The following is a 25,913-nucleotide window of genomic DNA, read 5'->3' as shown; positions in this document are numbered from 1 at the left end:
AAATTTCCAACTATATAGAATTAAAAACAATACAAGATTAATAATAAAGAAAATAATAATATATTAATTTAATATTATAGAAAAATATTCTAAATTTGATTGCTTTTAATTGAATAACTAGAAAAATCATCATGCCACAACTTGACGCTACAGATAAAGCCCTTTTAGAGCTACTTCAAAACGACAGTAAGCAAACCAATAAAGCACTATCTCTTTCTCTGGGACTGTCAGTAACTGCGGTTTATGAACGCATTAGAAAACTTGAGAAATCGGGAGTTATTAAGGGCTATGTGGCTTTGTTGGACAAAAAGCAAGTGAATAGAAATTTTGTAGCTTTTTGTCACATAAAGCTTGTGCAGCATTCTCAAGATTATGTGGTTCGGTTTGAAAAACAGGTTGCCAACCTTGAAGAGGTGCTGGAATGTTATCATATTAGCGGCGATTATGACTACATATTAAAGGTTTTGGTGGCTGATATGCAGGAATTTCGGACCTTTATGGTAAACAAGTTGACCAAAATTGATCATATTGGAAGTACGCATAGTATGTTTATGATCAATGAAGTCAAGCATTCTACTAAAATTCCAGTACCCTGATGTTACAACGGCGCTCATACGAATTAATTAGTTTATTTGTTGGGATTCCAATATTTCTGGCTTTACCGGTGTATTTAATACCAAAACTTTTGTTGGGAGCCGGTGGTTTGTTATATGTGATAGTGGTGGCCGTTAGAACTAAAGATCCCATAGAGAAAACCCAAATGGTCATTAATTGGAGGGCTTTCTTTGGAATTCTGGGTGTAAGATTCGCGCTATTGGTGGTAGTATCATCAGCCTTTGTTTATTTCTTGTATCCTGATTTACTCTTTAAAGTTCCAACTACCAAACCATTATTGTGGCTAGGGATTTTATTAGTGTATTCGATTTTATCAGTTTATCCACAGGAATTATTGTACCGCTCTTTTTTCTTCAAGCGGTATAGAGGCCTCTTTGAATCAAAAAATATGCTCATTTTTATAAACGCTACACTGTTTTCATTGGCCCATCTGTTTTTTGGAAATTTATTAGTTCTTCTTCTTACTTTTATTGGCGGGCTTGTTTTTGCCTTTACTTATAATAGAACTAATTCCATGCTTTTAGTATCTATAGAACATGCCCTGTATGGCTGTTGGATATTCACCATTGGAATGGGTGATATGCTTGGATTCCCCTCGTGAGAATTAGAATTTTACTTCTAATTATTTATATTTGAGTAATATTCAACCCCTGTGATAATAGAAAATATTAAAGAAGTCTATGAGGACATTTTTGCCTCGTATGATAAACCTTCTCTGGAGGAACACATTAAGAAATTTATTGAACTAGACGTCTACCTTCCGTATAATGCCACCTTCTTTTGCATAACAAATACTCAGGATTTAAGCTTCGAATTTGTTAGTAAAAACATCGAGGCTTGCATAGGCATTAATAAGCATGTACTGGAGGAAAAAGGCATGCGTCATTTATGGAGTTTTATGCACCCTGATGATATTGACAAATGGTTGCAGGCCTTGGATGGACTTATGAAATTTACATTAGCTGAAATACCCGAAGAGGATCGCAGTCTTATGAGCTATACTTGGAATTACCGACTTAAAAATCATGAAGGTAAGTATGTAAATGTAATTCAGAATACGACTCCTTTAAAATTTGATGAGACTAATAAACCCATTATTGGCTTAGCCCATTATACGGTCTTGGATAGTGAGATATCTTTGGAGGTCTGTGCTTCTGCAAAACGATTAAACGCCAATAATGAATATGAGACTGTATATTTTAATACCTATTCACGAAAATTACTATCAGAGGGCATTTCAAATAGAGAACGCGATATTATAAGATTGTTAGTCCTTAATAAAACAAGTAAAGAGATTGCCAATAGCCTGAGTATTAGTCCAAATACCGTTGACACACATCGTAGAAATATCCTTAAAAAACTGAAGATCAGTTCTACTGGAGAATTGATTGGTATGCTTAAAATGAATCAAAATCTCATTTAAGACTAAAAATACTCAAATTGAGTATTGATTATAATTACAATAAGTACGATTTTTATGTAGCTATTAATTAATCAATCTCATTTAGAGATCAACTCAAAATCCCAGTCTTACAAATTTGCGCTAGTTTGTGGCTGGGTTTTTTAATGGTGTCTTCCCAATAAGATTCAGATTCTTCTGTGTAATTAGCTCTAAGTTTACACCGGTTTCCATTTAGAAATTAACATGCAAGTTGTACTTTTGTAGTCGTTTTTAAAACTTGAAACCAAAATTCTATGAATTCTTATGATGTTGCTGTAATTGGATCTGGTCCTGGTGGCTATGTTGCTGCGATTAGATGTGCTCAATTAGGTATGAAAACTGCCATTATTGAAAAGTATAACACCTTAGGCGGAACGTGTTTAAATGTAGGTTGTATTCCTAGTAAAGCACTTTTGGATTCCTCGCATCACTATGAGGATGCTGTCAAGCATTTTAAAGATCATGGAATTGATATTCCCGGGGATGTTAAGGTCAATCTTGAGCAGATGATTGCTAGAAAACAGGCCGTAGTCGATCAGACCACCTCAGGTATCGATTTTTTAATGAACAAAAATAAGATCGACGTGTATCACGGAATGGGTAGTTTTAAGGATTCCACTCATATTAAAATAGAAGGTGAAGAAACTACTGAGATCGAGGCAAAAAGCACCATCATTGCAACCGGAAGTAAACCAGGAAATTTACCTTTTATAAATATTGATAAAGAGCGTATAATTACCTCCACCGAAGCTTTAAAATTAAAAGAGATCCCTAAGCATTTAATTGTAATTGGTGGTGGAGTTATTGGCCTGGAATTGGGTCAGGTATACCGTCGTCTTGGTTCAGAGGTAAGTATAGTAGAGTATATGGATCGTATTATACCAACCATGGATTCTGGATTGTCTAAAGAACTTAATAAGGTCTTTAAAAAAGCCAAGTTTAAAATTAATGTGTCTCATAAAGTAAAATCTGTTGAACGCAATGGTGATAATGTTGTAGTTAAGGCAGATAACAAGAAAGGTGAAGAAGTTGTATTTGAAGGTGACTATTGTTTGGTATCCGTTGGTAGGCGTCCATACACAGACGGGCTTAATTGTGAGGCAGCAGGTGTTGCATTAAATGATAGAGGTCAGGTTGAAGTTAATGAACATCTTCAAACAACTGCTTCAAATATTTACGCTATTGGAGATGTGGTCAAAGGTGCCATGTTGGCTCATAAGGCTGAAGAAGAAGGTGTTTTTGTTGCTGAGATATTGGCTGGACAAAAACCACACATCAATTATAATTTAATTCCAGGTGTCGTATACACATGGCCAGAGGTTGCTTCGGTAGGAAAGACCGAAGAAGAACTTAAAGAATCTGGAATTGCTTATAAAGCAGGACAATTCCCCATGCGAGCTTTGGGCAGAAGTCGTGCTAGTATGGATATTGATGGGTTTGTAAAGATTTTGGCTGATAAAGAAACAGATGAGGTTCTTGGTGTCCATATGATTGGGGCCCGCTGTGCTGATTTAATTGCTGAAGCTGTAACTGCCATGGAGTTTAGGGCCTCCGCAGAAGATATCTCAAGAATGTCGCACGCACATCCAACATATACGGAAGCGATCAAGGAAGCTGCTCTGGCAGCAACTGATGATCGGGCACTGCATATTTAAATAGAATTAAGCGAGTTAAAAACTCGCTTTTTTGTTTTTTGGTAATTTGTTGACTAAAAGAAGAAGGTTTTGGAAGCACTTACATTAACAACTCCGGCACTATTATTCTCAGCCATATCATTGATCATGCTGGCATATACCAATAGATTTTTGGCATATGCTGCAGTCATAAGAGGTCTTAGAGATAAGTACTTAGAACGAAAGGAAGAATCGTTAATTCGGCAAATAAAAAACCTAAAGCTGCGGTTGACCCTAACGCGTTGGATGCAAATATTTGGTATCAGCAGTTTATTGCTTTGTGTTTTGACCATGTTTTTAATTTATATCGAGCAACAGAATGCAGCAGTCTGGATTTTTGGATTGGCCTTATTACTTTTAATTATATCGTTGGCTTTATTAATTCAGGAAATTTATATCTCTTCTCAGGCTCTTAGTCATCATTTGAGTGATATAGAAAACGATATGCAAACCCGTAAATGAATCATCCTTTAAATATTTCGCTATATTTTAGTTTTTGTAATTGTTGCATTTGAGAACTACCACACAAATTGAGGTTGATAGTATTGAGGCATTCAACGAGCGGTTGTTGCACTGGGCTCAAAACGGAACGCATTGTATATGGATGGACTCAAATAACCACAATAGTGGTTATACGCAGTATGACGCTATTCTAGCCGTAGGAGCACATAGCAAAATTGAATCGGCTTCACCAAACGCCTTCACTGAGCTGGAACAATTTATAGAGTCCCTTAAAGATTGGGTATTTGGGTATTTGACTTATGACCTTAAAAACAGCATTGAAGATTTGTCATCAAATAATTTTGATGAATTGGAATTTCCAGAGTTGTGTTTTTTTCAACCAAAGAAATTGTTTTTAATAGAGGGTAATAATGTTAAGATCCAATATCTAGCTGAATTTGAACAGGAATTACAATCTGATCTGGTTCAAATAAACAATACTCCTGAAATCAATTCTTTTAAGCATGATCCACCAAAGATCAAGATGCGTATTCATAAGGATGCCTATTTTGATAAGGTCAATACGCTTTTGGAGCATATTCATAGAGGGGATATTTATGAGGCTAATTTTTGCCAGGAGTTTTATGCTGAAGAGATAGAATTGTTTCCAATTGCTACATACAAACATCTCAATAGCATCTCTAGGCCACCATTTTCAACCTTTTTACGATTTGAAGATAAGTATCTGTTATCTGCAACGCCTGAACGTTTTATTAAGCGAGAAGGTCGACGCATTATATCTCAGCCAATAAAAGGTACGGCGCGTCGCTCATCAAACCCGGATGAAGACCATGCATTAAAAGAAGCGTTAGTTGTAGATGAAAAAGAACGCAGTGAAAATATTATGATTGTGGATTTGGTTAGAAACGATTTGTCTCAGACAGCTAAAGCTGGAACGGTTAAGGTAACAGAGTTGTGCAAAGTGTATTCTTTTATGCAGGTGCATCAAATGATATCGACCATAGAATCTGAAATGCGGGCTGATGTTTCTGGAATAGAAGTTATAAAACAAGCCTTCCCAATGGGCAGTATGACTGGGGCTCCAAAGATTTCGGCCATGAAAATCATAGAAGAACTAGAAGAAACTAAAAGAGGCCTCTATTCAGGAAGTGTCGGCTATTTTAAACCCAATGGGGATTTTGATTTTAATGTCGTCATTAGGAGCATTCTTTATAATGCGACAAAAAAATATGCTTCCTTTTCCGTAGGAAGTGCTATTACCTCAAAAAGTCATCCTCAGACTGAATATGAGGAATGCCTCCTCAAAGCAAAGGCCATGCGGGAAGTTCTGGAGAATTAACCACTATTCTAAATGAGTTCTAAAGCTTTTCTTGACCTTATCGAATATACTTTCAATACGTTCTTTTTGTTGTTCTTTAACCTTGGCAATCTCCTCAAAAGTTAAATGTCCAAACAGGTACATGTCAACTATACTGGAAATATTAACAGGCAACCAACTGTAAAAATGATGCACCAGTTTAGGAGCTTTAGATTTACTTAAATCTTCAATTTCGAATGCATTTAAAAATGAAGTTTCCTTGTCGGTATACAAATAAATGTGAGGATCCTTATCATGCTGATGGTAACTAATATCTGTTAACTCGGTATTCAGAATCAGATCTGAATCGGCATCCATGGTAAAGTCTTCATTTAGGCGTGAAAGTTCGTCCTTAAGAATGGTGTCGGTACTTGTTGTATTCTTATGGAATGCCTCTTTTTTAAACAGCTGAACTAAATATTCGTCAACAAGTTTAAACAGCTGAAGCTTTATAATGTTTGATTTGGCTTCAATATCATAACCGTTAGAATATAGTTTAATAATACATTCATCAATAATACCATTGGAAGAGTACATGTTTTTTGGGATGATTCCAGTGGATTCGCCTATGTAAATGCGGTGCTTAACATAAGGATGTAAATGTGGTACTGCCGATAACACCTTTTTATTAAAGGTCTCTCTTGCAGATTTTGACGAAAGGTCTTTTAAGGTGCTCATAATTTTAGTTTTAAAATTCCATTAAAGCTATTGCATTTCACTTCGGTTTACTATGATATTTGTCACTTTTGAAATCTAAGAAACGTTCATGAGGTATTTCAAAATTGTATATTTACCACATGCTTGATGCCTTTAATTCTATTTTAAATAATGAACTTTCATTTCTGCGAGATAAGCGCCTTTTGGTTGCTATTTCAGGAGGCATTGATAGTGTGGTTTTGACCCAATTATGCCTTAAAGCGCATTTAGATTTGACCTTAGCGCATTGTAATTTTAAATTAAGAGGTGCCGAAAGTGACGCTGACGAAAGCTTTGTAAAGGACCTCGCTGACAATCTTGGTTTAGAAGTTTTTATTCAAGGGTTTAATACGGAAAAATATATGACTCAAAATAAAGTGAGTCTACAAATGGCTGCCCGTGAATTGCGTTATAAGTGGTTTCAGGAACTTTCAAGTCAGCTCCATTTTGACTATATATTAACCGCGCATCACGCGGATGACAATCTGGAAACATTTCTAATCAACTTCACCCGTGGTACAGGTATAAACGGATTAACAGGAATTCCAATACTCAATGAAAACATAGTAAGACCCTTGTTACCATTTTCACGAGATGAGATTCTTCAACTCGCAACTGAAAGTGGTTGGAACTGGCGAGAGGACACCTCCAATAAGTCCAGAAAATATTTAAGAAACAAGTTAAGGCATGAAGTGGTGCCAATTCTAAAGGCCATTAATCCTAATTTAATAGGAAGTTTTCAATCTACCATAAACAACCTAAATGAAACGGGTGATATTGTTGAAGAAAGCCTCAACGCTGTTGCTAAAAGAGCTATTACCCATTTGGATGATAATGAAATACATTATAAAGTATCTGAGTTCAAAAAGGTTAATAATTCAAGGGCTTATTTGCACGAAATGTTTAAAGATTATGGATTTACGGAGTGGGATGATGTACTTAATTTATTAGACGCTAAATCTGGTAAATATGTTGAATCAGAAAGCCATCGTTTAATCAAACATCGCGAGGTGTTGATACTCACCGATGTTAACCCTCCAGTTTTTAGGTCCATCACAATTAAAGAAGGAGACGAATGCATTTTATTTCCGCATGGACAATTAAAATTTAATAAGATACAGGCATTACGTAAAACAAAAAAGTCGGAAGTTTATTTGGATGAGAATAAGGTAGAATTCCCTCTGGTTTTAAGAATTTGGAAAGCAGGTGATAGTTTTGTCCCTTCGGGCATGTCAGGGACTAAAAAGATTAGTAAATTCCTTAAAGATGAAAAGTGTTCCCTAACTGAAAAGGAGCGCACATGGGTTTTATGTTCTGGGAATGATGTTATTTGGGTGGTTGGTAAACGCGCAAATAACAAATGCGTAGCTACATCGGACACAGAGTCGATACTTCATATTCAATTGGAAGCATAGTTTTGAAAATTCAGGGTCAAATAGTTGATATCAGAAATCGGAAGATCTTTCCCGGGGAAATCATAATTATTGACGGCTACATTTCTGATATAATTGAAATTGACTCTGCACCACAGACCTACATCCTTCCAGGGTTTATTGATGCGCATATCCACATCGAAAGTTCCATGCTAGTGCCTTCTGAGTTTGCCAAAATTGCCGTGAATCATGGCACAGTAGCAACGGTATCAGACCCACATGAAATTGCCAATGTCCTTGGGGTACAAGGGGTGGAATTCATGATTGAAAATGGTAAGACCGTTCCCTTCAAGTTTAATTTTGGTGCCCCCTCATGTGTCCCAGCCACGAGTTTTGAAACAGCGGGTGCCACCATTGATGCCAAGGGTATAAAGGCACTTCTCCAGAAGCCAGAGATATTATATCTGGCAGAAATGATGAATTACCCCGGGGTAATTTATAAAGACGAGGAAGTGCTTGAAAAAATTAATTGGGCACAATCCTTTAATAAACCTGTTGATGGTCATGCACCCGGATTAAGAGGTGCGGATCTGGATGCCTACATTGCAGCCGGGATTTCAACTGATCATGAATGTTTTACCTATGAGGAAGCCTTGGAAAAGTTGGAGAAGGGGATGAAAATCCTTATTCGGGAGGGAAGTGCCGCCAAAAATTTTAACGCCTTAATTGATCTACTTCCAGACCATTTTCAAAACATGATGTTTTGTTCGGATGATAAGCACCCGGACGAGCTTTTGGTGGGGCATATCAATCAATTAGTGGTCAGAGCAATTTCGAGAGGATTAGACCTTTTTAAAGTTCTTGAGGTGGCTTGTTTAAACCCTGTTGATCATTACAATTTGGATGTTGGCACCCTAAGAGTTGGGGATAACGCCGATTTTATTTTGGTTAAAGATATAGAGTTTTTTGAGGTTCTTCAGACCTATATCAATGGTGAATTGGTAAGTGATGAAGGTAGAAGCCTCATTACTTCATCGGAATTTGAAGTGCTTAATAATTTTTCAACGTCCTTAAAGCAGCCAGAAGATTTCGAAATAAATGGGAAATCAAACCAAATTAAAGCTATTGAATGTTTAGAAGGTCAATTGATAACTAACTGTCTCTCTACTCAGACAATGCTTGTGGGTGGTAACTTAATATCCGATATTAGTAATGACATCCTTAAAATTGCGGTTATCAATCGCTATTCAAATGCAAAACCCTCAGTAGCTTTTATCAAAAATTTCGGCTTAAAAGATGGTGCAATTGCAAGTTCAGTGGCGCATGATTCCCATAATATTGTGGTGGTTGGAGTTGATGATATTTCTATCTGTAAGGCTGTAAATTTAATTATTGAATCCAAAGGTGGTTTAAGTGCTGTTTCGAATGATAATGAATTAGTTATGCCACTTCCCGTAGCTGGGATCATGAGCAATACAGATGCCAAAAGTACCGGTGAGGCGTATGCGCAATTAGATCAAATGGCTAAATCTTTGGGTTCGCAACTTAATGCTCCTTACATGACTTTATCCTTTATGGCACTTCTTGTTATTCCCTCACTTAAATTGAGTGATCTGGGCTTGTTTGACGGCACTAAATTTCAATTTACCTCACTTGAATCCATCTAGAATAAATGCCTATTTTTAGATTCTAAGTTGTTATAAATAATTGCCCATAATAGAATCCACATACCAACCCCCATTTTGGGCTAAAAATGGCTACGTTTCTACAGTTTATTCAGGACTGTTTAGAAAGGTCCATGGATTGGAACAATCCAGGACACGAATAAATCTATCCGATGGTGATTTTCTTGATTTGGATTGGAGTTACTCCAATCAATCAACTGAAAAGCTCATTATTTTATTACACGGCCTTGAGGGAACTGCGCAGAGACCTTATATAACCTCAGCCGCTAAGCTATTTAGTGAGAATGGATTTGATGCGGTAGCTGTTAACTTTCGTAGTTGCAGCGGGGAGCCTAATTTACTGTATCGCTCATATCATTCTGGAGCTACAGAGGATTTAAAAGAAGTCCTGGACCATCTGGTCGAGTTAGATAAGTATGAGCACATGTATATTAAAGGTTTTAGTCTGGGTGGTAATTTGGCTCTAAAATTTCTTGGTGAAGGAAATATTATACCAAAAGAGTTAAAAGGTGTTGTAGCTGTGTCGGTACCCTGCGATCTTAATGGCTCATGTTACGAATTGCACAAGCTAAAAAACAAACCCTATGCGATGCGGTTTTTAGACCATCTAAAAGCAAAACTTCAGCAGAAACAGCAACAATTTCCAAAACGCATTTCCAAACAAGATATCGATTCTATTAAACTATTAATTGACTTTGACAATGTATATACCTCCAGAGCTCATGGTTTTAGGGATGCACTAGATTACTACGAAAAATGTAGTAGTTTGCAGTTTCTCTCAGGAATTCAGATTCCTACTTTAATCATCAACGCCTTAAATGACTCATTTTTATCGCATGGTTGTTATCCAGTAAAAGAGGCCAAAACCAATTCAAATTTGTATTTAGAAATGCCCAAATATGGGGGTCATGTTGGGTTTAAATCAAAACAAGAATATTACTACAATGAGCTTCGGGCCCTCGAGTTTTTATCTGATATTTAATTTGTAGCTTTAAGGAAATCAACTCCTTATGCTAAAAAAGGTTTATGGCAGTGCCGTTTTTGGGGTAGAGGCAACAACCATTGTAGTTGAGGTTAATATTGACTCAGGTATTGGCTATCACTTAGTAGGTTTGCCAGATAATGCCATTAAAGAAAGTAATTACCGTATTGCTGCTGCCTTACAGAATAATGGATATAAAATTCCGGGCAAAAAAATAACCATTAATATGGCACCGGCAGACCTTAGAAAAGAAGGCTCTGCTTATGACCTAACTCTGGCCGTTGGAATTTTGTCTGCTTCCAACCAAATACAATCGGAGGATTTGGATAAATACCTGATCATGGGAGAACTATCTTTAGATGGAAGTCTTCAACCAATTAAAGGAGCGTTACCGATTGCCATCAAGGCAAGGGAAGAGGGGTTTAAGGCCTTTATTCTTCCTGAGCAAAACGCTAAAGAGGCGGCTATAGTCAATGATTTAGAAGTATTGGGAGCTTCAAACATTCTAGAGGTAATAGAGCATTTTGACAGTAATGAACAAATTGCACCAACCATTGTAGATACCCGGGAAGAGTTTTATAAACATTTGGATTTTCCTGAATTCGATTTCTCGGATGTCAAAGGGCAGGAGAGTATTAAACGCTGTATGGAAATAGCGGCTGCTGGGGGACATAATATTATATTAATTGGGCCACCAGGTTCTGGAAAAACAATGCTAGCTAAACGCTTACCAAGTATTTTACCACCAATGACTCTACATGAGGCATTGGAGACCACTAAGATTCATTCTGTGGTTGGACGCGTTAAAGAGCATACAGGATTGATGACCCAGCGTCCGTTTAGAAGTCCACATCACACAATTAGTGACGTTGCTTTGGTTGGTGGCGGAACCTATCCACAGCCTGGAGAGATTTCTCTGGCACATAATGGTGTACTGTTTTTAGATGAATTACCCGAATTTAAACGCAGTGTTCTGGAAGTGATGCGGCAACCATTAGAAGATCGGGATGTGACCATTTCCAGAGCAAAATTTACGGTTACTTATCCGTCTTCTTTTATGTTAGTTGCCAGTATGAATCCAAGTCCTGGGGGTTACTTTAACGATCCGGATGCTCCAGTGACCTCTTCTCCCGCTGAGATGCAGCGTTATCTTAGTAAAATATCTGGTCCCTTATTGGACCGAATCGATATTCATATTGAAGTAACCCCTGTTCCTTTTGAAAAACTGGCAGAAAGCAGAAAAGGGGAAGCATCAATTGAAATAAGAAAAAGGGTTACCCTAGCAAGAGACGTTCAGACCGAACGATTCAAAGACCTGGACACAGTGCATTACAATGCACAAATGAGTACCAAACAAATTAGAGAATACTGCCAGTTAGATTCAGCTTCTTTAGAACTGTTAAAATCTGCCATGGAACGATTGAATTTATCGGCAAGAGCCTATGATCGCATTTTAAAGGTGGCCAGAACTATAGCAGACCTCGATCAGTCAGAATCTATTGTTGGAAGTCATATAAGTGAAGCTATCCAGTATAGAAGCCTGGATAGGGAGGGGTGGTTAGGTTAGTTGTCTTTTAGAAAATAATTGCGCTCTCTATTTAATTCTTCCCAAGCAAATTTGTTGTCTGCAACACTAAAATTATAGCCGCTAGAGGCCATAACACCCGTTGAATCCTTGCTAAACTCCATGATGGTATTAAAACGGGTGAGATCCATGTATCTTGTTTCATCCATTGGTAAGAGTTGAACTCTAGGGAGATTGGTATCCTCGCTTTTTCGCTTATAGTAAAACTTATCATCAATGATGTAAAATTGACGTGGACCGTAAGTACCGACGTAGCGTTCATTCTGCGCTTTAATGATTTCAGGATCCGTAGTAAATTTATAATTGATGTGATCCAATATATTTTTTAAATAACTATGCTTTGGATTATTTCTTAAGGCAATTTCATACAAGGATTTTGCTTTGTCTAGATCTCCTGCCTCGAATGCCATATGGGCTGCTGTGATAGATTGGTCCTCTTTCCAATGCCAATAAGTTCCCATAGTTCTATAGTCATAAACACGCTCTAACATGCCAACAACTCTCTTTGAACTATCAAGTACAAGTTCCAACTCACTTGTATAGTCATTAACCGCGCCAGCTGCTGCCTTATATTTTCCTGAGAGTACGTATGGCATTGTTCCTCTGTTATTTGTATAGCAAAGCAATCGATTGTTTTCTATCCAAAAGGTTTTTACTTGCTCATTAACATCATATCTAAAGCGTCCAACAAAAGGTTGATAATACTCTTTATTTAACTTGTTTTTTTGCAGATAGGTAACAGCGGTATCATAAACCTGAGCTCTAAATTGATAGCCCGACTTGACCAAATCTAATTCTTTTAATAAGTCTTCAGCTTCGTCATATTTTTCTTGAAACAAATATGGTTGAATCCTGAAGAATTTTAAATCAGGATTCACTAATTCAAAGGCCTTTATTTCTTGCAGTAGTAATTTGTCCTGACCCGTCACCAAGGCCGCATTAGCCATATTAACCCCATTTGCCGGTTTGGGATCCTGGTAAAATAAGAACTCGGATCGCTCGTAATATTTATCCAATTCTTTCTCTTTCCCATATATTGAGAATAGAACTTGATTATAGAATTCATTGGTAGGATCAACTTGCAATTGTAAGTCTACCAGTTCTTCCGCTTCTTCCAAATTACCATAGGCTAAACTTCGTTGTATATTAACCTCTAGTTGTTTTTGAAGCGGGAGCTCATTTCTATAGGAATAGGCCTTGTCAATAATATCTTGTACTTCTAAGCTGCCACGATTAAAGCGTTGCGCTCTTTTTGCATCTTCAAGATAGGCCATGGCAAATGTGGTGTCAATAGCTACAGCATCGTCATAGTTACCATTCACAAACTCTTTCATAGCTTCTTCTGAGGCGCTCATGAATTCACTCAATGGATAGTCCAGGTATCGAATAGTGTTTGTTTCAACAAATCCCGCTTGTTCTGTTATAAAGTAGCTAATCTCATCTAATAGGTCAAGAAAGCTTGTGCCAGTAAAAGTCTGCTTGCTGAGAACTTTGGCATTATTAGATTTTCTAATAAATACGTTAATGGTGATATCATCGCCATTTTTCTCATAATTTCCGTCCACATAAAAGTCTTCAAATGTGGATGCTTCGGTTATTTTCGTAGAGGTATCAGTAAAAAAGAAGGCATATGGGCTTAGGCTTTTGTTCTGTTCCAAATCATAAACTAAAAGGTCTCCAATACCATAACGCCACCAGGAGATGCTGTCATTGTTTTTGGTGTTTTCGAAGCCGTAAATAGGTATGCCAATTCTAAATTCTTCTTTGGTAATGGTCTTACTCTGTGGTACACCAGCCTCATCCGTATACTTAATCTCTTTGGTAGTGGCTCCTAAATCGCTATTGCTGAACCCAAAATAGGTAGCAGCCATAATTAAGAGTACATTTAAAGGAAAAAGTATTTTTTCACGCCTGTTAAGTAGGCGTTTATTGATACGTTCTTTATTGAAGAAGTAAATAGCGAGTGATGGAATTATACCAACAAACACCCAAAGTAATAAATCAACCCAATAGGGTGATATGTTGTAACGATTCAATATCCAATCTACAAATTGCAAAAAAGTCCACGCAGCCACCAAATAGGCAGCCAAAAATTGTAAGGTCTGTAACCATTTCTTCTTTGTGGATTCAGTAGTCAAGGTTTATTTGATTGAGGATTGATGTTGTTTGATTAATGATGATGATAATACCAGGTTTAATTAAACTCCCAACCAACACCTGTAGTCCAGATATAATCCAGATCACTACCTGCTGCTGCTGGCCTGTTATCATAATTGATCTGGAAATTGGTCTTGATATAGAAATCCAATGGTAGGTCCCATTTGATATCCAGGTTGTAATCAATCCTCCATCGTCCACTTTCACTTAAACTTGGAAAGATATTAATGTTGGTTAAGAGGCTCCAGTCCTTAAAATCAAACATATCAAATTGAGATCCAAGATAAAGTTCTGTTGAATTCCTGTCAGGGGTGGCATCCGAGAAACTTTCAAAGTTAAAGTTGAGACCGGCATTAAGTCCCCATGATAAACGATTGGATAACACTAGGAAGCGACCCGCACCTGGTCTAATAGAGTTACGGGCATTTAACGCCTGTTCAGTGTTGGAAAGGAAACTATAGGTAGCTAACAGATACCAATTCCTTGGAAGGACACGTTGCACATTGGCATTGGCATCCGTTCTTTGGATTTCATCCACATTATCCTGGTTGGATTTTAAAGATGTAAAGGTGGCACTAGAATTCCACCTGGGTCCTCTATAACTTAAGCCTCCTCCCAAGGTCAATTGTCTGGCATTATTGGCTTTAGTGAGATTGTAACTGAGGTCCACATTTCCTTTAATCCGTTTCCAGAAACTGTCTTTTAATTCATCTAATACCACTAAATGGGTCAGAGGATAGGTCTCCTTAGTGCCATCTTGCAGTGTTAGGGTAAATTGATTAGGCTCCTCAGATTTGATGTAACCAGTTCTGCGAACCCCACCAGTCAATACTATAAAACATAGCCTTTGTATATGAATTTCAGTCACCTGTGGGAACTCTACTTGAAAATCGCTATCACTGTAAGGGGTTTCAATGGTGATGACACTGGATCTGAGTTTTTTAATCTCCCCATAAATAACATTTCCGTTTTTAACTTTTATAGTATCATTTTGAGAAGTCGCAAGTTGGACTGAAACCAAAAGTATCATGAGAGATAAGATAAATTTCATAGACGTTTTAGTTTGGTTGGTACAATAAATAATTGATTGTGTTTTTTGCTTTAAATATACCGCATTTCTCTGAAGATGAAAAAGTTTCGTTTTAAGCAATAAACATTTAATGAAATCAGTCAAATTTCCAACCCACACCTAGCGTAAAAATATAATCGAATTCGCTCCCTCGACTAGCCGCCTGATTGTCATAATTAAATTGCAGGTTGGGCTTTAAATAAAAATCAAGTGGTAAATTCCATTTAAAATAAAGATTGTAATCCGCTCTCCATCGCCCGCTTTCACTTAAACTGGGATATACAATGAGTGTGGATTTCAGGGTCCAATTCTTAAAATCAAACATATCCAATTCAGTGCCAATACCTAATTCTACTGATTGTTGAGCAAGGGTGGTCATATCATTAAAATTCTCAACGTTGTAATTAATCCCAAGGTTAACGCCCCAGGCGAGTTTATTGGACAAAACCATATACCGTCCAAAACCCAATCTAAACAAGTACCGTCCTTGGAGCGATTGTTCGGTATTAGATAAGTAGGCGAGACCACCAAGCAGGAAATTTCGATTATTTGTCACACGTTGTACGTCTAATTGCGCACTAACCCTGCTAATATTGTCGGCATTATTTCGTTGGGAATCCAGTGCTGAAAAGTCTAAAGAAGATTTCCATTGCGGACTGATGTAACGCAGGCCTCCACCAACTGAAATTTGACTCGCATTGTCGGCTCTTGTGAGATTATAACTCACATCTATATAGGCTCTGAATCTCCTAAAAAAAGTGCTGCCAATAATATCAAAAACTACTAAGTCTGTTAGGGGATAGGTCTCCGAACTTCCATCAGAATAGGTGAGAGTAAATTCATCAGGGTTGAATGATTTGATATAGCCGGCCTTTCTTCGCCCACCAGAAAGGATGACGTAACATTGCCGTTGTACAATTAGCTCGGTCACACGAGAAAATTTGATCTGGTAGTCTTTTTTACTATTGGGAGTTTTAACAATTAAAACACTTGATTTTAATCCTTTAATTCTACCATAAAAAACACCACCGTTTTTAACTCTTATGGTGTCGTTTTGTGCTGCAATTGTCCAGCAGTTTAAGACTATAATAAGGGTTAATACTAATCGTTGCAGATGTTACAGTAACTTAGAAGTTAAACGAAAAGCTTATAGCGTATCTAAAGTTAACGGTATTAAAAGCACTTGAACTATCACTTGGTTGAAAATCAAAATCAGTATCAATTAATTCAAAAAAACCGTATTCTTCAAGAAGATCATTCAGGTCATCAAAGAACTCATCTGGTAAGGGGTCAGATCTATTCTTTATATCGAAACTGTATCTGGCAGTTCCAGGTCCAGCAATTAAAAAGTCCACGGCAAAACGCTTCCCAATTGGTAGTTTATAACCTAATTGAAAACCACTTGAAGTTACCCCAATATTTGTATCAAACAAAAAGTTGAAGTTTTCTCCTTCGTCTGTAATATAGGTACCTCCAATGTCTGATTGGAACCCTGAATATTTAATATACAATCCAAAATAAAAACCAACGGCACGTCCATTATTAAAGGCATTTACATAATAACGCCCTTCTCCATAAAACACTCCCCCGTCATAATTAATATCACCTGTCTTTAATTTTTCTCCATCAAGGCCGGAGAAATTTACGAGTCCTTCCTTAACTTTATATCCAATTCCAACTTTTGCGGACCAGTGCTTCCCAAAAGAGCGTTCGTAAGCAGGTATAAACCTTCCGTCAATCATTCCTAGAAATTCCAGGCTGACTTCATTCCGTCGTTGTTTTTCGTTTGTAGGTTGTGCAGAACTACTGGAAGTATCATCATCATTTTGAGCAAACATTAGAGATGAGAACAATACGGCTAACAGGAGAAGGGTCTTTTTCATGAGATTGATGTTTAGTGAGGTTAATTTAAGATAATTTTAGGAGGCACAAAACAATTAGAAGAATCATTTGATGTCTTGAACACATCTAAATCCTACATGATTCATGGCTGAATCAGTTTCGAGTGGCATTTTCGCAGACACACGATAACTAGAACAGTAACTATCATTGCATAAAAAGGAACCTCCTTTGATGACGGTGTGTTTGGCGTAGTTGTTCTCGCGGTAGTAACTGCGATAAGAACCTTTTGGGTTTATGGTCGGTGTTTCTGTTGATAGCATTGAATAATAATCCTCATCGAATTTATCGCTCACAATTTCCCAGACATTTCCAGCCATATCATATAAGCCATAACCATTAGATTTGAAGCTTCCTACTGGTGCCGTAGTTAAATATCCATCTTCCGACGAATTGAAAGATGGGAATTGACCCTGAAAGAAATTGCACTCAAAGGGTGTGTCGTTAACATCTTTATCACCCCATGGGTAAATAGGATCTTTTAGACCACCTTGAGCCGCATATTCCCATTCAGCTTCAGTTGGTAAACGTTTACCAGCCCATTGGGCATAAGCCTTGGCATCGGCATAGGCAATATGGACCACAGGATGACTCTCCTTACCTTGAATGCTGCTTCCTGGACCGTCGGGATGTTTCCAATTGGTGCCAACAGTCCATTCCCACCATTGAAAATAATTGGTGAGGTCGGTAACTCCTGGCCTTAATTTAAATAATAAGGAACCAGGTCTTAGATTCTCTTCTGGTGGTTTAGGCGTTCCAGCTGGTAACTGCTTTTTAAGTTCTTCCCAATCTATTGGACGTTCTGCAATGGTTTTGTATCCTGTAGCATCAACAAATACTTTGAACTCTGCATTGGTTACCTCGTGTGTATCCATATAAAAACTGCTTACTGTAACAGGGTGTCGCGGATATTCTCTTGGGAGGGTTAGGTCACCAACAGCACCCATAGTAAACGTGCCTCCATTGATAAGGACCATTCCATCAGGAACACCTTCTTTCACCTTTTTATCTGAATGTATTTCGTTAGTCTTTTCAATCGACTCATGAATACTGTTGGAATCGATTTGGATTTTATGTTGGTTGATCACATCAGAACCACCTGCAATAAGGGCTGATCGTCCACCTTGTGGATGGCAATCGGTTTTAGAATCAACTTTGTCTTGGACTATTTGTTGCTTGGGTTCAGATTTGCATCCAAGCATTAAACTAAAAGCGACGAGTAGAAGTAGTTTTTTAAATATCATGGTTTCATGGAGATACTCAAAAATAATATTCAGGTGTTAATTTTTGTAATTATTTGTGCTTTTTTATCCAGTTGATTGATTCAAATTTAGTTGCAGTTATAATTAAGTCGTCGATTGGTGAATCATGTTTCTGATATTGTTGGGACTCAAGACTTTTGAGCACCTTGGAATTTAAATCCCTGCAATTTTCAGGTTTAGCGAGAAAAGAAGTCCATTCTTTCCCAGTTAAACTGGCCACGCTATTGCGGCCGTAAGATTCAATTGCTACCGCTTTTATGATGCTATTTAATTGGAAAAAGAAGTTCGCATCATTGGGAAGGGAATTAATAGTTTTAATGGCGTCTCGTTTGTAAGCATTCTTAAGCCACTTCTTGTAACGATTCCAGGCCACTAGTATGAGTACAATAATTACAATGGCAATCAAAATATACCAGCCCGGCTGGAGAGGCCAATAAGAGACGCTGGTTGGTTCTATTACATTATTAATATCCTGATCTTGAATTATCATGGATTTATTGGATTTAAATCTTGAGTTAAGCTTTTTAAGCTATTCTTTATTTTATGTGATTTATGAGATTCAATAGCCTTCACAAGTTTCTTCATGGACTCAGGCTTTATTGAAGAGTTCGATAAATAGATTTGCCTCATGTCATGCCTTAGTAATTCGTTTAAGGTTGGGTTATTTAACTCTATCAGAAATTCGGTAAACTGAGGCCCAAATTCATGCTGCCGATATCTATCATACCATGCATAAAAATCCTTAATAATATCATTGCTAGATTCACTTTGCACAGATCTCTTCAGTATGTTAAAATAATAGTCTGCGGAATCGAGGTGTTTATTTTTCTTATGTATCCTTACATTATTGATTCTTTTGCCCCAACTGATCACCATTTTTAGTGCCACTAAAACAAGTAAAAGAACGATAAATAGTTGCCACCAATTAAGACCTAATAATTCAAAGGGACTTTTAGTCACTCCTGTTTGTTTATTAGACTCAGCCAGTTCGTTCTGCAATTCTTTTTGTCTGGACAATATAAAACTGAGGTCCGGGTTAGCGGCAATTGAAAGATTAATAGAATCCAGAGAAGAAGTGTCCATTGATTTTGTTTTTATATTAAACCAAGGCACTTTAATCGACGGAAGGCTAAAGTCACCCTCCTTTTCCAGCAGATAATTAATAATTTCAGTTCTCTCTCCACTAAATCTATTACGGTTCTGACGGTTAACCAGCATAGGCGACTTGACATAGATGCTACCAAATTCAACGGAGTCATAAGCTATAGGTGGAATCGCTGCCGCCAAGGCACCAGAGGCCGTAATCGTTACGCGTCGCTCTAAGACATCACCAGCTTTTAGGTTTTTAAAGTTCGAATTCCATTGATCTTTTAAAGAAACTTTATAGGCCGCTATATAGGATTTTGGATCAATTCCTTCTGGTGGTGCTAACACATTGAAGGTCCTTTCTTTGCTGAAAATTTCTCTCCGTTCACCCTTATAACCTCCTTCAGGTGGACAGTTGGTAGTAACTTTAAATCCCGGAAGTGTATTAGTCCCTATCACGTTAGGATATATTACAAACCGCTGTTTTATAGCAGGGTATTGTTTTCTACCAATCGTAACTGAGGTTGCACTGTTGCGCTGTTCCAGCTTGGCCATTAGACTGCCTTTTACCTGAATTTCTTCAAAAATTGGTGGACTCGAAAACCAGGTGCTTGTATAGACAGTAACCGTTACAACAATTGGCTCACCTAACATTACTTCAGACTTATTAAAGGTCGCGGTTGCCCATATTTTGGCAGGTTTTGTCTGTGCCAATACGCTTGTGGTACAGATTAAAACAAATAGTATCCAGCTTAATAATCTAGTTGCTACCAATTCTGCTTTGGTTTTTTTAGGTTTTTCCCTCGAACTTGATACGCAAATTTTCGTCTTAAAAAAATAGACGGATCCTCTGTTACTTGTCTTAACAAGGTTTGCTTAGCCGCCTCTTTATCGATAACCGCGTTTTCATCAAATTCAAATACGTCAATAGTGTTTTCGTCAACTTCCTTGGATCCCATCTCTGTTATGTCTCCTTTGCCTTCGTAGGTTTTATCACTCTTTTGAGCACTATCCTTCTCATCAGGTGAATCTGTGTATTCTTGAAATTCCTCAGGGTCTCGGAGAGGATCTTTAGCTTTTTCAGTACCCAACTCGGCATTGGCATTAAGGATTTCGATCGCTGTGGCTGTCTTGTCTAGATTCTCACTTGCAATTTGCATATTAGGATCAATTTCTAGAGCAGAGTTAAAAGCCTGTTGTGCGGCTACATAGTCTCCCATCTTATAGTATACAACCCCTAAATTGTAGAACCCTTCGGCAGACACATCGTCACTGTAAGCCTGAGCAGCCTTCTCCAAATCACCCATCTGGTAGTAAAGAAACCCTTTTTGATCACTGGATTTAAAGGTCTCCGCAGCTATTATACTGTCACCTTTCTTTAGGTATCGTTCTGCTTTCTGATCTTGAGTAAAGAATAATTCACTTAAGCCCAAATATTTGTTTTGACTGCAGGAATAGGATAATAGAATGAGCCATAGCCACTGCACTTTCCATCCCCGCCGAAATGAAAGAAGACTAAAAAATAGCAAAGGAAACACCAAAAAGTATCCAAAGTCTCTCCATTGATCTTCAGGGTTCTCCTTATCAATTTCGAACTCAAGGTTCTGTCTGGTTCTGGCTGCCAAGATTTCCACATCACTATTGTCAAGCGTTACTGTAATGCTATTGACATTTTCAATTTCGCTCAATTGATCTAAGGTTGCAATATCTAATTGCGTAACTACCTCTCGTCCTTCAGTATCTCTTAGTGTTCTATTTCTGTAAGGGATCACGCCACCACCTGGTGTGCTAATAGCCATAACCTCGATATGAGAGGAAACGGCTGATTGAGCTACCCGTGATATTAGTGAGGATGGGATGTTATCTGTAACAATGAGAATTGTACTAGGGGCAACGATTGGTTGCAATAGCGAATCTGCTAAGTCAAGAGCCGCATTGAGATTACTTCCCTGTATGGGCATGATTTCTGGCTGGAGAGCCTCTAATTGACGATTAATAGTTTTATAATCTTTACTGAAGGGTACAACACTATGAGCCGAACCTGCGAAGGCAACCAAACCAATTTTAGATTTTGGTTTTGCATTAAAAAAGTCCTCAAGCTTTAATTTAGATCGTTCTAAACGGTTGGGCTGAATATCTTCTGCAAGCATTGAATTGGACATGTCTAAAAGAACTAAAAGAACTGCTTCTGTTTTTTCTCCAGGGCGTTCTATTTTTTCCCAGGTTGGCCCTGCTAATCCCAGCGCTCCTATGCTTAAAAATAGGATAAGACTGATTTTAGGAATCAAGGCATATTTTTCATTTCCAGGTAAGATTAAGTAGGGAAGTAGTTTAGGGTGTATGTTATTTTTCCATTTAGATTTTTGCTGTTGCAACACGATAACAAAAACCAGAATCAGACCAATTGGTATAAAGGTGTAGAGCCATTCAGGTCTTAAAAACCAGAGGTTCTCCCATATATTACTTATTTGCTCTTGCCAACTAAGTTGTTCCACCGGTTTGAATTTTAGCTATGAAATTTTTGAAAAAAGACATGCCTCCCCTTAAAAAATGATAGATAAGTGTTATGAGTAAGGCAAATATCAAAGGATAATGAAATAGTTGTTTCTTTGGAATAAAATCGTTGTTTTCATATTCTATTGGTTCCAAAGCTTCCAGTGTGCTATATACCTGTTCCAACTGAGCTCTATCACTCGCTTCAAAATATTGACCATTTGCTACCCTGGCCATTTCTTTTAAGGTATAGTCGTCAAGCTCATAGGTTTGATTGTTCCCTTTAGTACCAATTCCTATAGTGTATATGGTAATACTGTCTACTGCAGCCAATCTAGCCGCTTGAATCGGCTTTAACTCGCTTCCGCTATCCTCTCCATCTGTTAACAAGACCATCACCTTTTTTTGAATGCTATCGCGTTCAAAAAGTTCTACGGCCTTACCAACAGCATTTCCAATGGCAGTTTTTGCTCCTGCCATACCAACTTCTGATTCATTTAGCAAGGCTTGTACAACCGTAAGATCATCTGTGAATGGGGTTTGTAAATAAGCTTGTGACCCAAAAAGAATAAGCCCCATACGATCTCCTTCACGTTCACTTATAAACTCCTCCATAACCTCTTTAACAGCTTCCCATCTCGAAACCTTTTGATTTTGGTTATTGACCCAGTCTTTGGTCTCCATGCTTAGCGACAGATCAATATTCAATAAAAAATTTCGAGCTGTTTTAATCTGTTTCTCTGGTTCGCCAACAATTTGTGGGGAGGCTGCCGCACAAATAAGGCACATCCAAACAAGTATAGCTAACAACCAAGCTATAATATGCCGCTTTGCAACTTTAACACCTGTTGACAGCTTGGAACTATGTAATTCTGAAATAACTTTAAAAGATGGGGTTACCAAAGCCTCAGGTTTGGTTTTTCTGGATGGTAGAAACATTACAAAAACTGGAAGAATCGCTAGCCACCAAATCCATGGATACTCGAACTGGAAATCACCAGAATCTAATATAGCTTTCAATTCTTCCATTTCTAATTAGTTTTTTTGTAGATGACTAAGGTGGCTCCTTAATTGTGTAATAGCTTCTTCTTCAGTAGTTATTTGTAAAAGAGGAATCCCATATTTGTTGAATGTGTTTTTATGCTCTACCATCATTTCCTTCTGTTTTGATTTATACGAATTGATGAGCTTAGACCTTCCAGATACATTTATTCGATAGTGTCCATCTGAAATAACTATCTGCTGGAAATCCATATGCGTCTCGAGAGGATCAGAAATGTTTACAAAGATTAAATCATTGTTTTTCTTAATCTTAATAAGCTGCTTTATGGTCTCGTTGTCTACCTTCTGTAAGTCTGAAAGGACAACCACCAGATGATCATGCGTAATCAGTTGATTAGCTTTGGTCAAGGCTTTAAGCAATGGGTTTTGATCGGCAGGGGTCTCTTTGGTTAAAGATAGCCTATGATTGTAATCCGAAATTTGGCTTAAGAACTGTTGTACAGTTTTTCGATTTCGTTGTGGCTTTATGTAACTATCAGTTTGGTCATTAAAGACAATACCTCCAACACGATCACTTACATTAATTGTTCTCCAACAGGAGAGTGCTGTGAGATGGGTTGCCATAACCGATTTGAAATATAAACTGGATCCAAAAAACATACTTCTAGATTGGTCCGTAAGGATAAACACAGGTCGTTCGCGTTCTTCAGTATATTCTTTGGTATGTGTTACACCAACACGCGCGGTTACCTTCCAATCAATATTGCGTATGTCATCACCGGGAATGTACTTTCTAACCTCGTCAAAATCCAAACCACGCCCGCGTAATTTGGAACGATGTTTACCAGAAAGAATGCTTTGCACGGCAAATTTTGGTAGAAAGCTAAACCCTTTGGCATCTAATTGTAGCTTAACCAGATCCTGCAGTGTTGCATACACTGTTCTCGGTCCTTTACGCTTGGTGTCCAAATCAGGCTTTAATGGTTCTTTTGGCATTTATTGCTCCAATTGAAATGGGAAAATTGTCTTCCAATCATTCTTCATATCGATAACCGTCCATCCTTTAGCTCTAGCCTCGTCCAATCCTTTGTCCAATTTCCCTATGTGCGAATCTCTATCATAGGCCCATTCACGTTCCGCATCAGTATGCTGCAGGTATAATTGAAAACTGGGATAAGAATTAGAGTCGCAGTATTGTAGCATTTGAAGATCTCCGTCGGAATTGCCTGAAGCAAACACAGGTATTTTGCCAATGTGCTGATAAATACCTACCGGTTTACCTTCTTTATCATCAATAAAATTTAATTCTGGAATTTTAATGATCTCAGCCTTTTCATCGGAATAAGAGAATTCAGCCTTAATACTACTACCTATTATTTGGTCTGATGGGATTCCATAAGCTTCGGTGGCCCAAACTCTCATAAAATCTATACCACCGCCTGAAACTATGAATACCTTGAATTGGTTCGCTCTCAGAAAATCAAGAAGTTCTAACATAGGTTGGTAGATTAATTCATTGTAGCCAACACCAAATCTAGGGTGTTTTGCCGTTGATAGCCATTGACTCACAGCAGATCTATATTCCTGACTCGTAGTACCGGCATGACTGTTCATAATAATCTCCATTAGACCATGCATGCCCGACTTCATGACACCATCCATATCATCATTGAGAACAGATTTAAAAGGTTCCTGTTCTTGCCATTCTGGATGGTCATCTGCTTGAGCTTTTATTTGATCTAAGGCGAAGAATAATTGAAAATAGGCTGGCTGTTCTGCCCATAAATTACCATCGTTATCAAAGGTGGCAATCCGATCTTCAATTGGTATAAATGAGTCAATTCCATCGGTTGTTACCAATTTTATATAATCTACAATGGCTGACTTTGTGGCCCCGTCATTCCAGGAGGGTAAAGGATCTTCACTATCTACGGAAATTGTAACCGGTCCATTGGATGTGCTTGTTTTTACTTTATCACATGCAGTACCAAATACTGCAATAAAAATGATTAAAATGATATTGTGTGATTTCATAATAATAAGATTTATGCAACTGCCACCTGTTTTAGCAGTTCGTCAATAATTGTGGTTTTAGAAATTCCTTCAGCATTAGCTTCGTAGCTACTACTGATTCGATGTCTCAAAATATCATGAACAACAGCCCTAACATCTTCAGGTGAAACAAAATCCCGCTCATTTAACCAGGCATTGACCCTTGCACATTTATCAAGAGCGATGGAGGCTCTTGGACTCGCACCATAGTCGATCCATAGTGCCAGGTTTTCGGAATATTTTTCTGGATACCTTGTGGCATTTACCAAATCAACGATGTAGTTTTGAATAGCTTCCGAAACATTAATATCTAGAATTTCTTTCCTTGCATTAAAAATCACGTCTTGAGGTATCGATTCTATTGCTTTAGTTTCACCCCCTTTTGAACGTTCTTCAGATCTCACAAGGTTCAATACTTCTATTTCTGATTGTTTATCTGGATAGTTAACAATGACATGCATAAGAAAACGATCCATTTGTGCTTCTGGTAGGGGATAGGTTCCTTCTTGTTCAATAGGGTTTTGTGTAGCCATGACCATAAAAAGAGGATCGAGCTTATGACTATTTCCAGCAACGGTTACTTGACGCTCTTCCATAGCTTCTAACAAGGCAGATTGTACCTTTGCTGGCGCTCTATTGATTTCGTCTGCCAGAATAAGGTTATTAAAGATAGGCCCCTTTTGAAAAATAAAAGACTCTTTAGCCTCGGGCTGGTAAACCTCCGTACCAGTAATATCTGATGGTAATAAATCCGGGGTAAACTGGATTCTACTGAGACCGGCATCTAAATTTTGAGATAAACTTCTAATGGCTCTTGTCTTGGCTAGTCCAGGTAGGCCTTCAAGTAAGAGATTACCATTGGCCAATAGAACAATGAGTATACGCTCTACAACATTTTCTTGACCAAGAATCGACGCATTCATCCGAGTCTCTAGTTCTTTAATTCGTTCTAAGTATGAATTCATTTAGTGATGATTAATAGTCTATGAAAATTACTAAAAAAGGGACTACATACGTAATCCCT

Annotated in this window: 23 protein-coding genes; 10 read left to right on the top strand and 13 right to left on the bottom strand. The window is 37.8% G+C overall.

The window, feature by feature from the left end; genetic code table 11:
* Window positions 1-131 precede the first annotated feature (131 nt).
* The 6 genes from DN064_RS07235 (at window position 132) to DN064_RS07210 (ending at window position 5,530) form a co-directional block, all read left to right on the top strand.
* Window positions 132-596 (top strand): Lrp/AsnC family transcriptional regulator, encoded by a 465-nt coding sequence (locus DN064_RS07235; protein WP_115461966.1) that lies wholly within the window; start codon window positions 132-134, stop codon window positions 594-596.
* A complete protein-coding gene (locus tag DN064_RS07230) occupies window positions 596-1,216 on the top strand; it encodes a CPBP family intramembrane glutamic endopeptidase (protein WP_115461965.1) in 621 nt (206 codons plus the stop codon). The genes DN064_RS07235 and DN064_RS07230 overlap by 1 nt, the downstream gene beginning before the upstream one ends.
* 51 nt (window positions 1,217-1,267) lie before the next feature.
* Window positions 1,268-2,038 carry a LuxR C-terminal-related transcriptional regulator gene (locus DN064_RS07225; RefSeq protein WP_115461964.1) on the top strand — a complete coding sequence of 257 codons (771 nt, stop codon included), beginning with the start codon at window positions 1,268-1,270 and terminating at the stop codon, window positions 2,036-2,038.
* Between the two features lie 272 nt (window positions 2,039-2,310).
* Window positions 2,311-3,711, top strand: coding sequence for a dihydrolipoyl dehydrogenase (gene lpdA / locus DN064_RS07220; RefSeq protein WP_115461963.1), 1,401 nt, complete (start codon window positions 2,311-2,313; stop codon window positions 3,709-3,711).
* Between the two features lie 69 nt (window positions 3,712-3,780).
* Window positions 3,781-4,191 (top strand): DUF2721 domain-containing protein, encoded by a 411-nt coding sequence (locus tag DN064_RS07215; protein ID WP_115461962.1) that lies wholly within the window; start codon window positions 3,781-3,783, stop codon window positions 4,189-4,191.
* Between the two features lie 49 nt (window positions 4,192-4,240).
* The gene (locus DN064_RS07210; protein WP_232827431.1) at window positions 4,241-5,530 is read left to right on the top strand and encodes an anthranilate synthase component I family protein; all 1,290 of its coding nucleotides are present in this window, start codon (window positions 4,241-4,243) and stop codon (window positions 5,528-5,530) included.
* Between the two features lie 3 nt (window positions 5,531-5,533).
* Here the strand turns inward: DN064_RS07210 and DN064_RS07205 are convergent, their stop codons facing one another.
* Complete coding sequence (locus tag DN064_RS07205; protein ID WP_115461961.1) at window positions 5,534-6,226, bottom strand: hypothetical protein; 693 nt, start codon at window positions 6,224-6,226, stop codon at window positions 5,534-5,536.
* A gap of 119 nt (window positions 6,227-6,345) precedes the next feature.
* On the opposite strand from DN064_RS07205, the gene tilS reads away from it, so the two are divergent.
* The 4 genes from tilS to DN064_RS07185 are packed head-to-tail and all read left to right on the top strand — an operon-like array spanning window position 6,346 to window position 11,851.
* Entirely contained in the window at window positions 6,346-7,659 is a 1,314-nt protein-coding gene (tilS, locus tag DN064_RS07200; protein WP_115461960.1) for a tRNA lysidine(34) synthetase TilS, read from the top strand.
* 2 nt (window positions 7,660-7,661) lie between these two features.
* Window positions 7,662-9,284: an adenine deaminase gene (gene ade, locus DN064_RS07195; protein ID WP_115461959.1), complete on the top strand. Its 1,623-nt coding sequence runs from the start codon at window positions 7,662-7,664 to the stop codon at window positions 9,282-9,284.
* A gap of 40 nt (window positions 9,285-9,324) precedes the next feature.
* Entirely contained in the window at window positions 9,325-10,284 is a 960-nt protein-coding gene (locus DN064_RS07190; protein WP_115461958.1) for a YheT family hydrolase, read from the top strand.
* Window positions 10,285-10,312: 28 nt separating this feature from the next.
* Entirely contained in the window at window positions 10,313-11,851 is a 1,539-nt protein-coding gene (locus tag DN064_RS07185; RefSeq protein WP_115461957.1) for a YifB family Mg chelatase-like AAA ATPase, read from the top strand.
* Here the strand turns inward: DN064_RS07185 and DN064_RS07180 are convergent.
* From DN064_RS07180 to DN064_RS07125, 12 genes are all read right to left on the bottom strand, one after another.
* Window positions 11,848-14,007, bottom strand: coding sequence for a tetratricopeptide repeat protein (locus DN064_RS07180; protein WP_115461956.1), 2,160 nt, complete (start codon window positions 14,005-14,007; stop codon window positions 11,848-11,850). The genes DN064_RS07185 and DN064_RS07180 overlap by 4 nt on opposite strands.
* Window positions 14,008-14,063: 56 nt before the next feature.
* Window positions 14,064-15,077: a DUF481 domain-containing protein gene (locus DN064_RS07175; protein WP_157962263.1), complete on the bottom strand. Its 1,014-nt coding sequence runs from the start codon at window positions 15,075-15,077 to the stop codon at window positions 14,064-14,066.
* A 115-nt stretch (window positions 15,078-15,192) separates the two neighbouring features.
* A complete protein-coding gene (locus DN064_RS07170) occupies window positions 15,193-16,026 on the bottom strand; it encodes a DUF481 domain-containing protein (protein ID WP_157962262.1) in 834 nt (277 codons plus the stop codon).
* 196 nt (window positions 16,027-16,222) lie between these two features.
* Window positions 16,223-16,978: a hypothetical protein gene (locus DN064_RS07165; protein ID WP_157962261.1), complete on the bottom strand. Its 756-nt coding sequence runs from the start codon at window positions 16,976-16,978 to the stop codon at window positions 16,223-16,225.
* A 63-nt stretch (window positions 16,979-17,041) separates the two neighbouring features.
* Window positions 17,042-18,238 (bottom strand): formylglycine-generating enzyme family protein, encoded by a 1,197-nt coding sequence (locus DN064_RS07160; protein WP_115461952.1) that lies wholly within the window; start codon window positions 18,236-18,238, stop codon window positions 17,042-17,044.
* A 49-nt stretch (window positions 18,239-18,287) separates the two neighbouring features.
* A complete protein-coding gene (locus tag DN064_RS07155; RefSeq protein ID WP_115461951.1) occupies window positions 18,288-18,746 on the bottom strand; it encodes a DUF4381 domain-containing protein in 459 nt (152 codons plus the stop codon).
* On the bottom strand, window positions 18,743-20,056 hold the full coding sequence (locus DN064_RS07150; RefSeq protein ID WP_157962260.1) for a BatD family protein: 1,314 nt from the start codon (window positions 20,054-20,056) through the stop codon (window positions 18,743-18,745). The genes DN064_RS07155 and DN064_RS07150 overlap by 4 nt, the downstream gene beginning before the upstream one ends.
* 53 nt (window positions 20,057-20,109) lie before the next feature.
* A complete protein-coding gene (locus DN064_RS07145) occupies window positions 20,110-21,837 on the bottom strand; it encodes a VWA domain-containing protein (RefSeq protein ID WP_115461949.1) in 1,728 nt (575 codons plus the stop codon).
* Window positions 21,824-22,864, bottom strand: a complete 1,041-nt coding sequence (locus tag DN064_RS07140) for a VWA domain-containing protein (protein WP_115461948.1) — start codon at window positions 22,862-22,864, stop codon at window positions 21,824-21,826. Before DN064_RS07140 ends, DN064_RS07145 begins: the two co-directional genes overlap by 14 nt.
* 6 nt (window positions 22,865-22,870) lie before the next feature.
* Window positions 22,871-23,833 carry a DUF58 domain-containing protein gene (locus DN064_RS07135; protein WP_115461947.1) on the bottom strand — a complete coding sequence of 321 codons (963 nt, stop codon included), beginning with the start codon at window positions 23,831-23,833 and terminating at the stop codon, window positions 22,871-22,873.
* The gene (locus DN064_RS07130; protein WP_115461946.1) at window positions 23,834-24,871 is read right to left on the bottom strand and encodes an HAD family hydrolase; all 1,038 of its coding nucleotides are present in this window, start codon (window positions 24,869-24,871) and stop codon (window positions 23,834-23,836) included.
* A gap of 11 nt (window positions 24,872-24,882) precedes the next feature.
* Entirely contained in the window at window positions 24,883-25,854 is a 972-nt protein-coding gene (locus DN064_RS07125; RefSeq protein ID WP_198659418.1) for an AAA family ATPase, read from the bottom strand.
* Window positions 25,855-25,913 lie beyond the last annotated feature (59 nt).

Source organism: Winogradskyella aurantiaca, from assembly GCF_003362725.1.
Taxonomy (GTDB): domain Bacteria; phylum Bacteroidota; class Bacteroidia; order Flavobacteriales; family Flavobacteriaceae; genus Winogradskyella_A; species Winogradskyella_A aurantiaca.
Note: the sequence above shows the minus strand (reverse complement) of the source record. Positions and strands in the feature narration are given on the sequence as shown.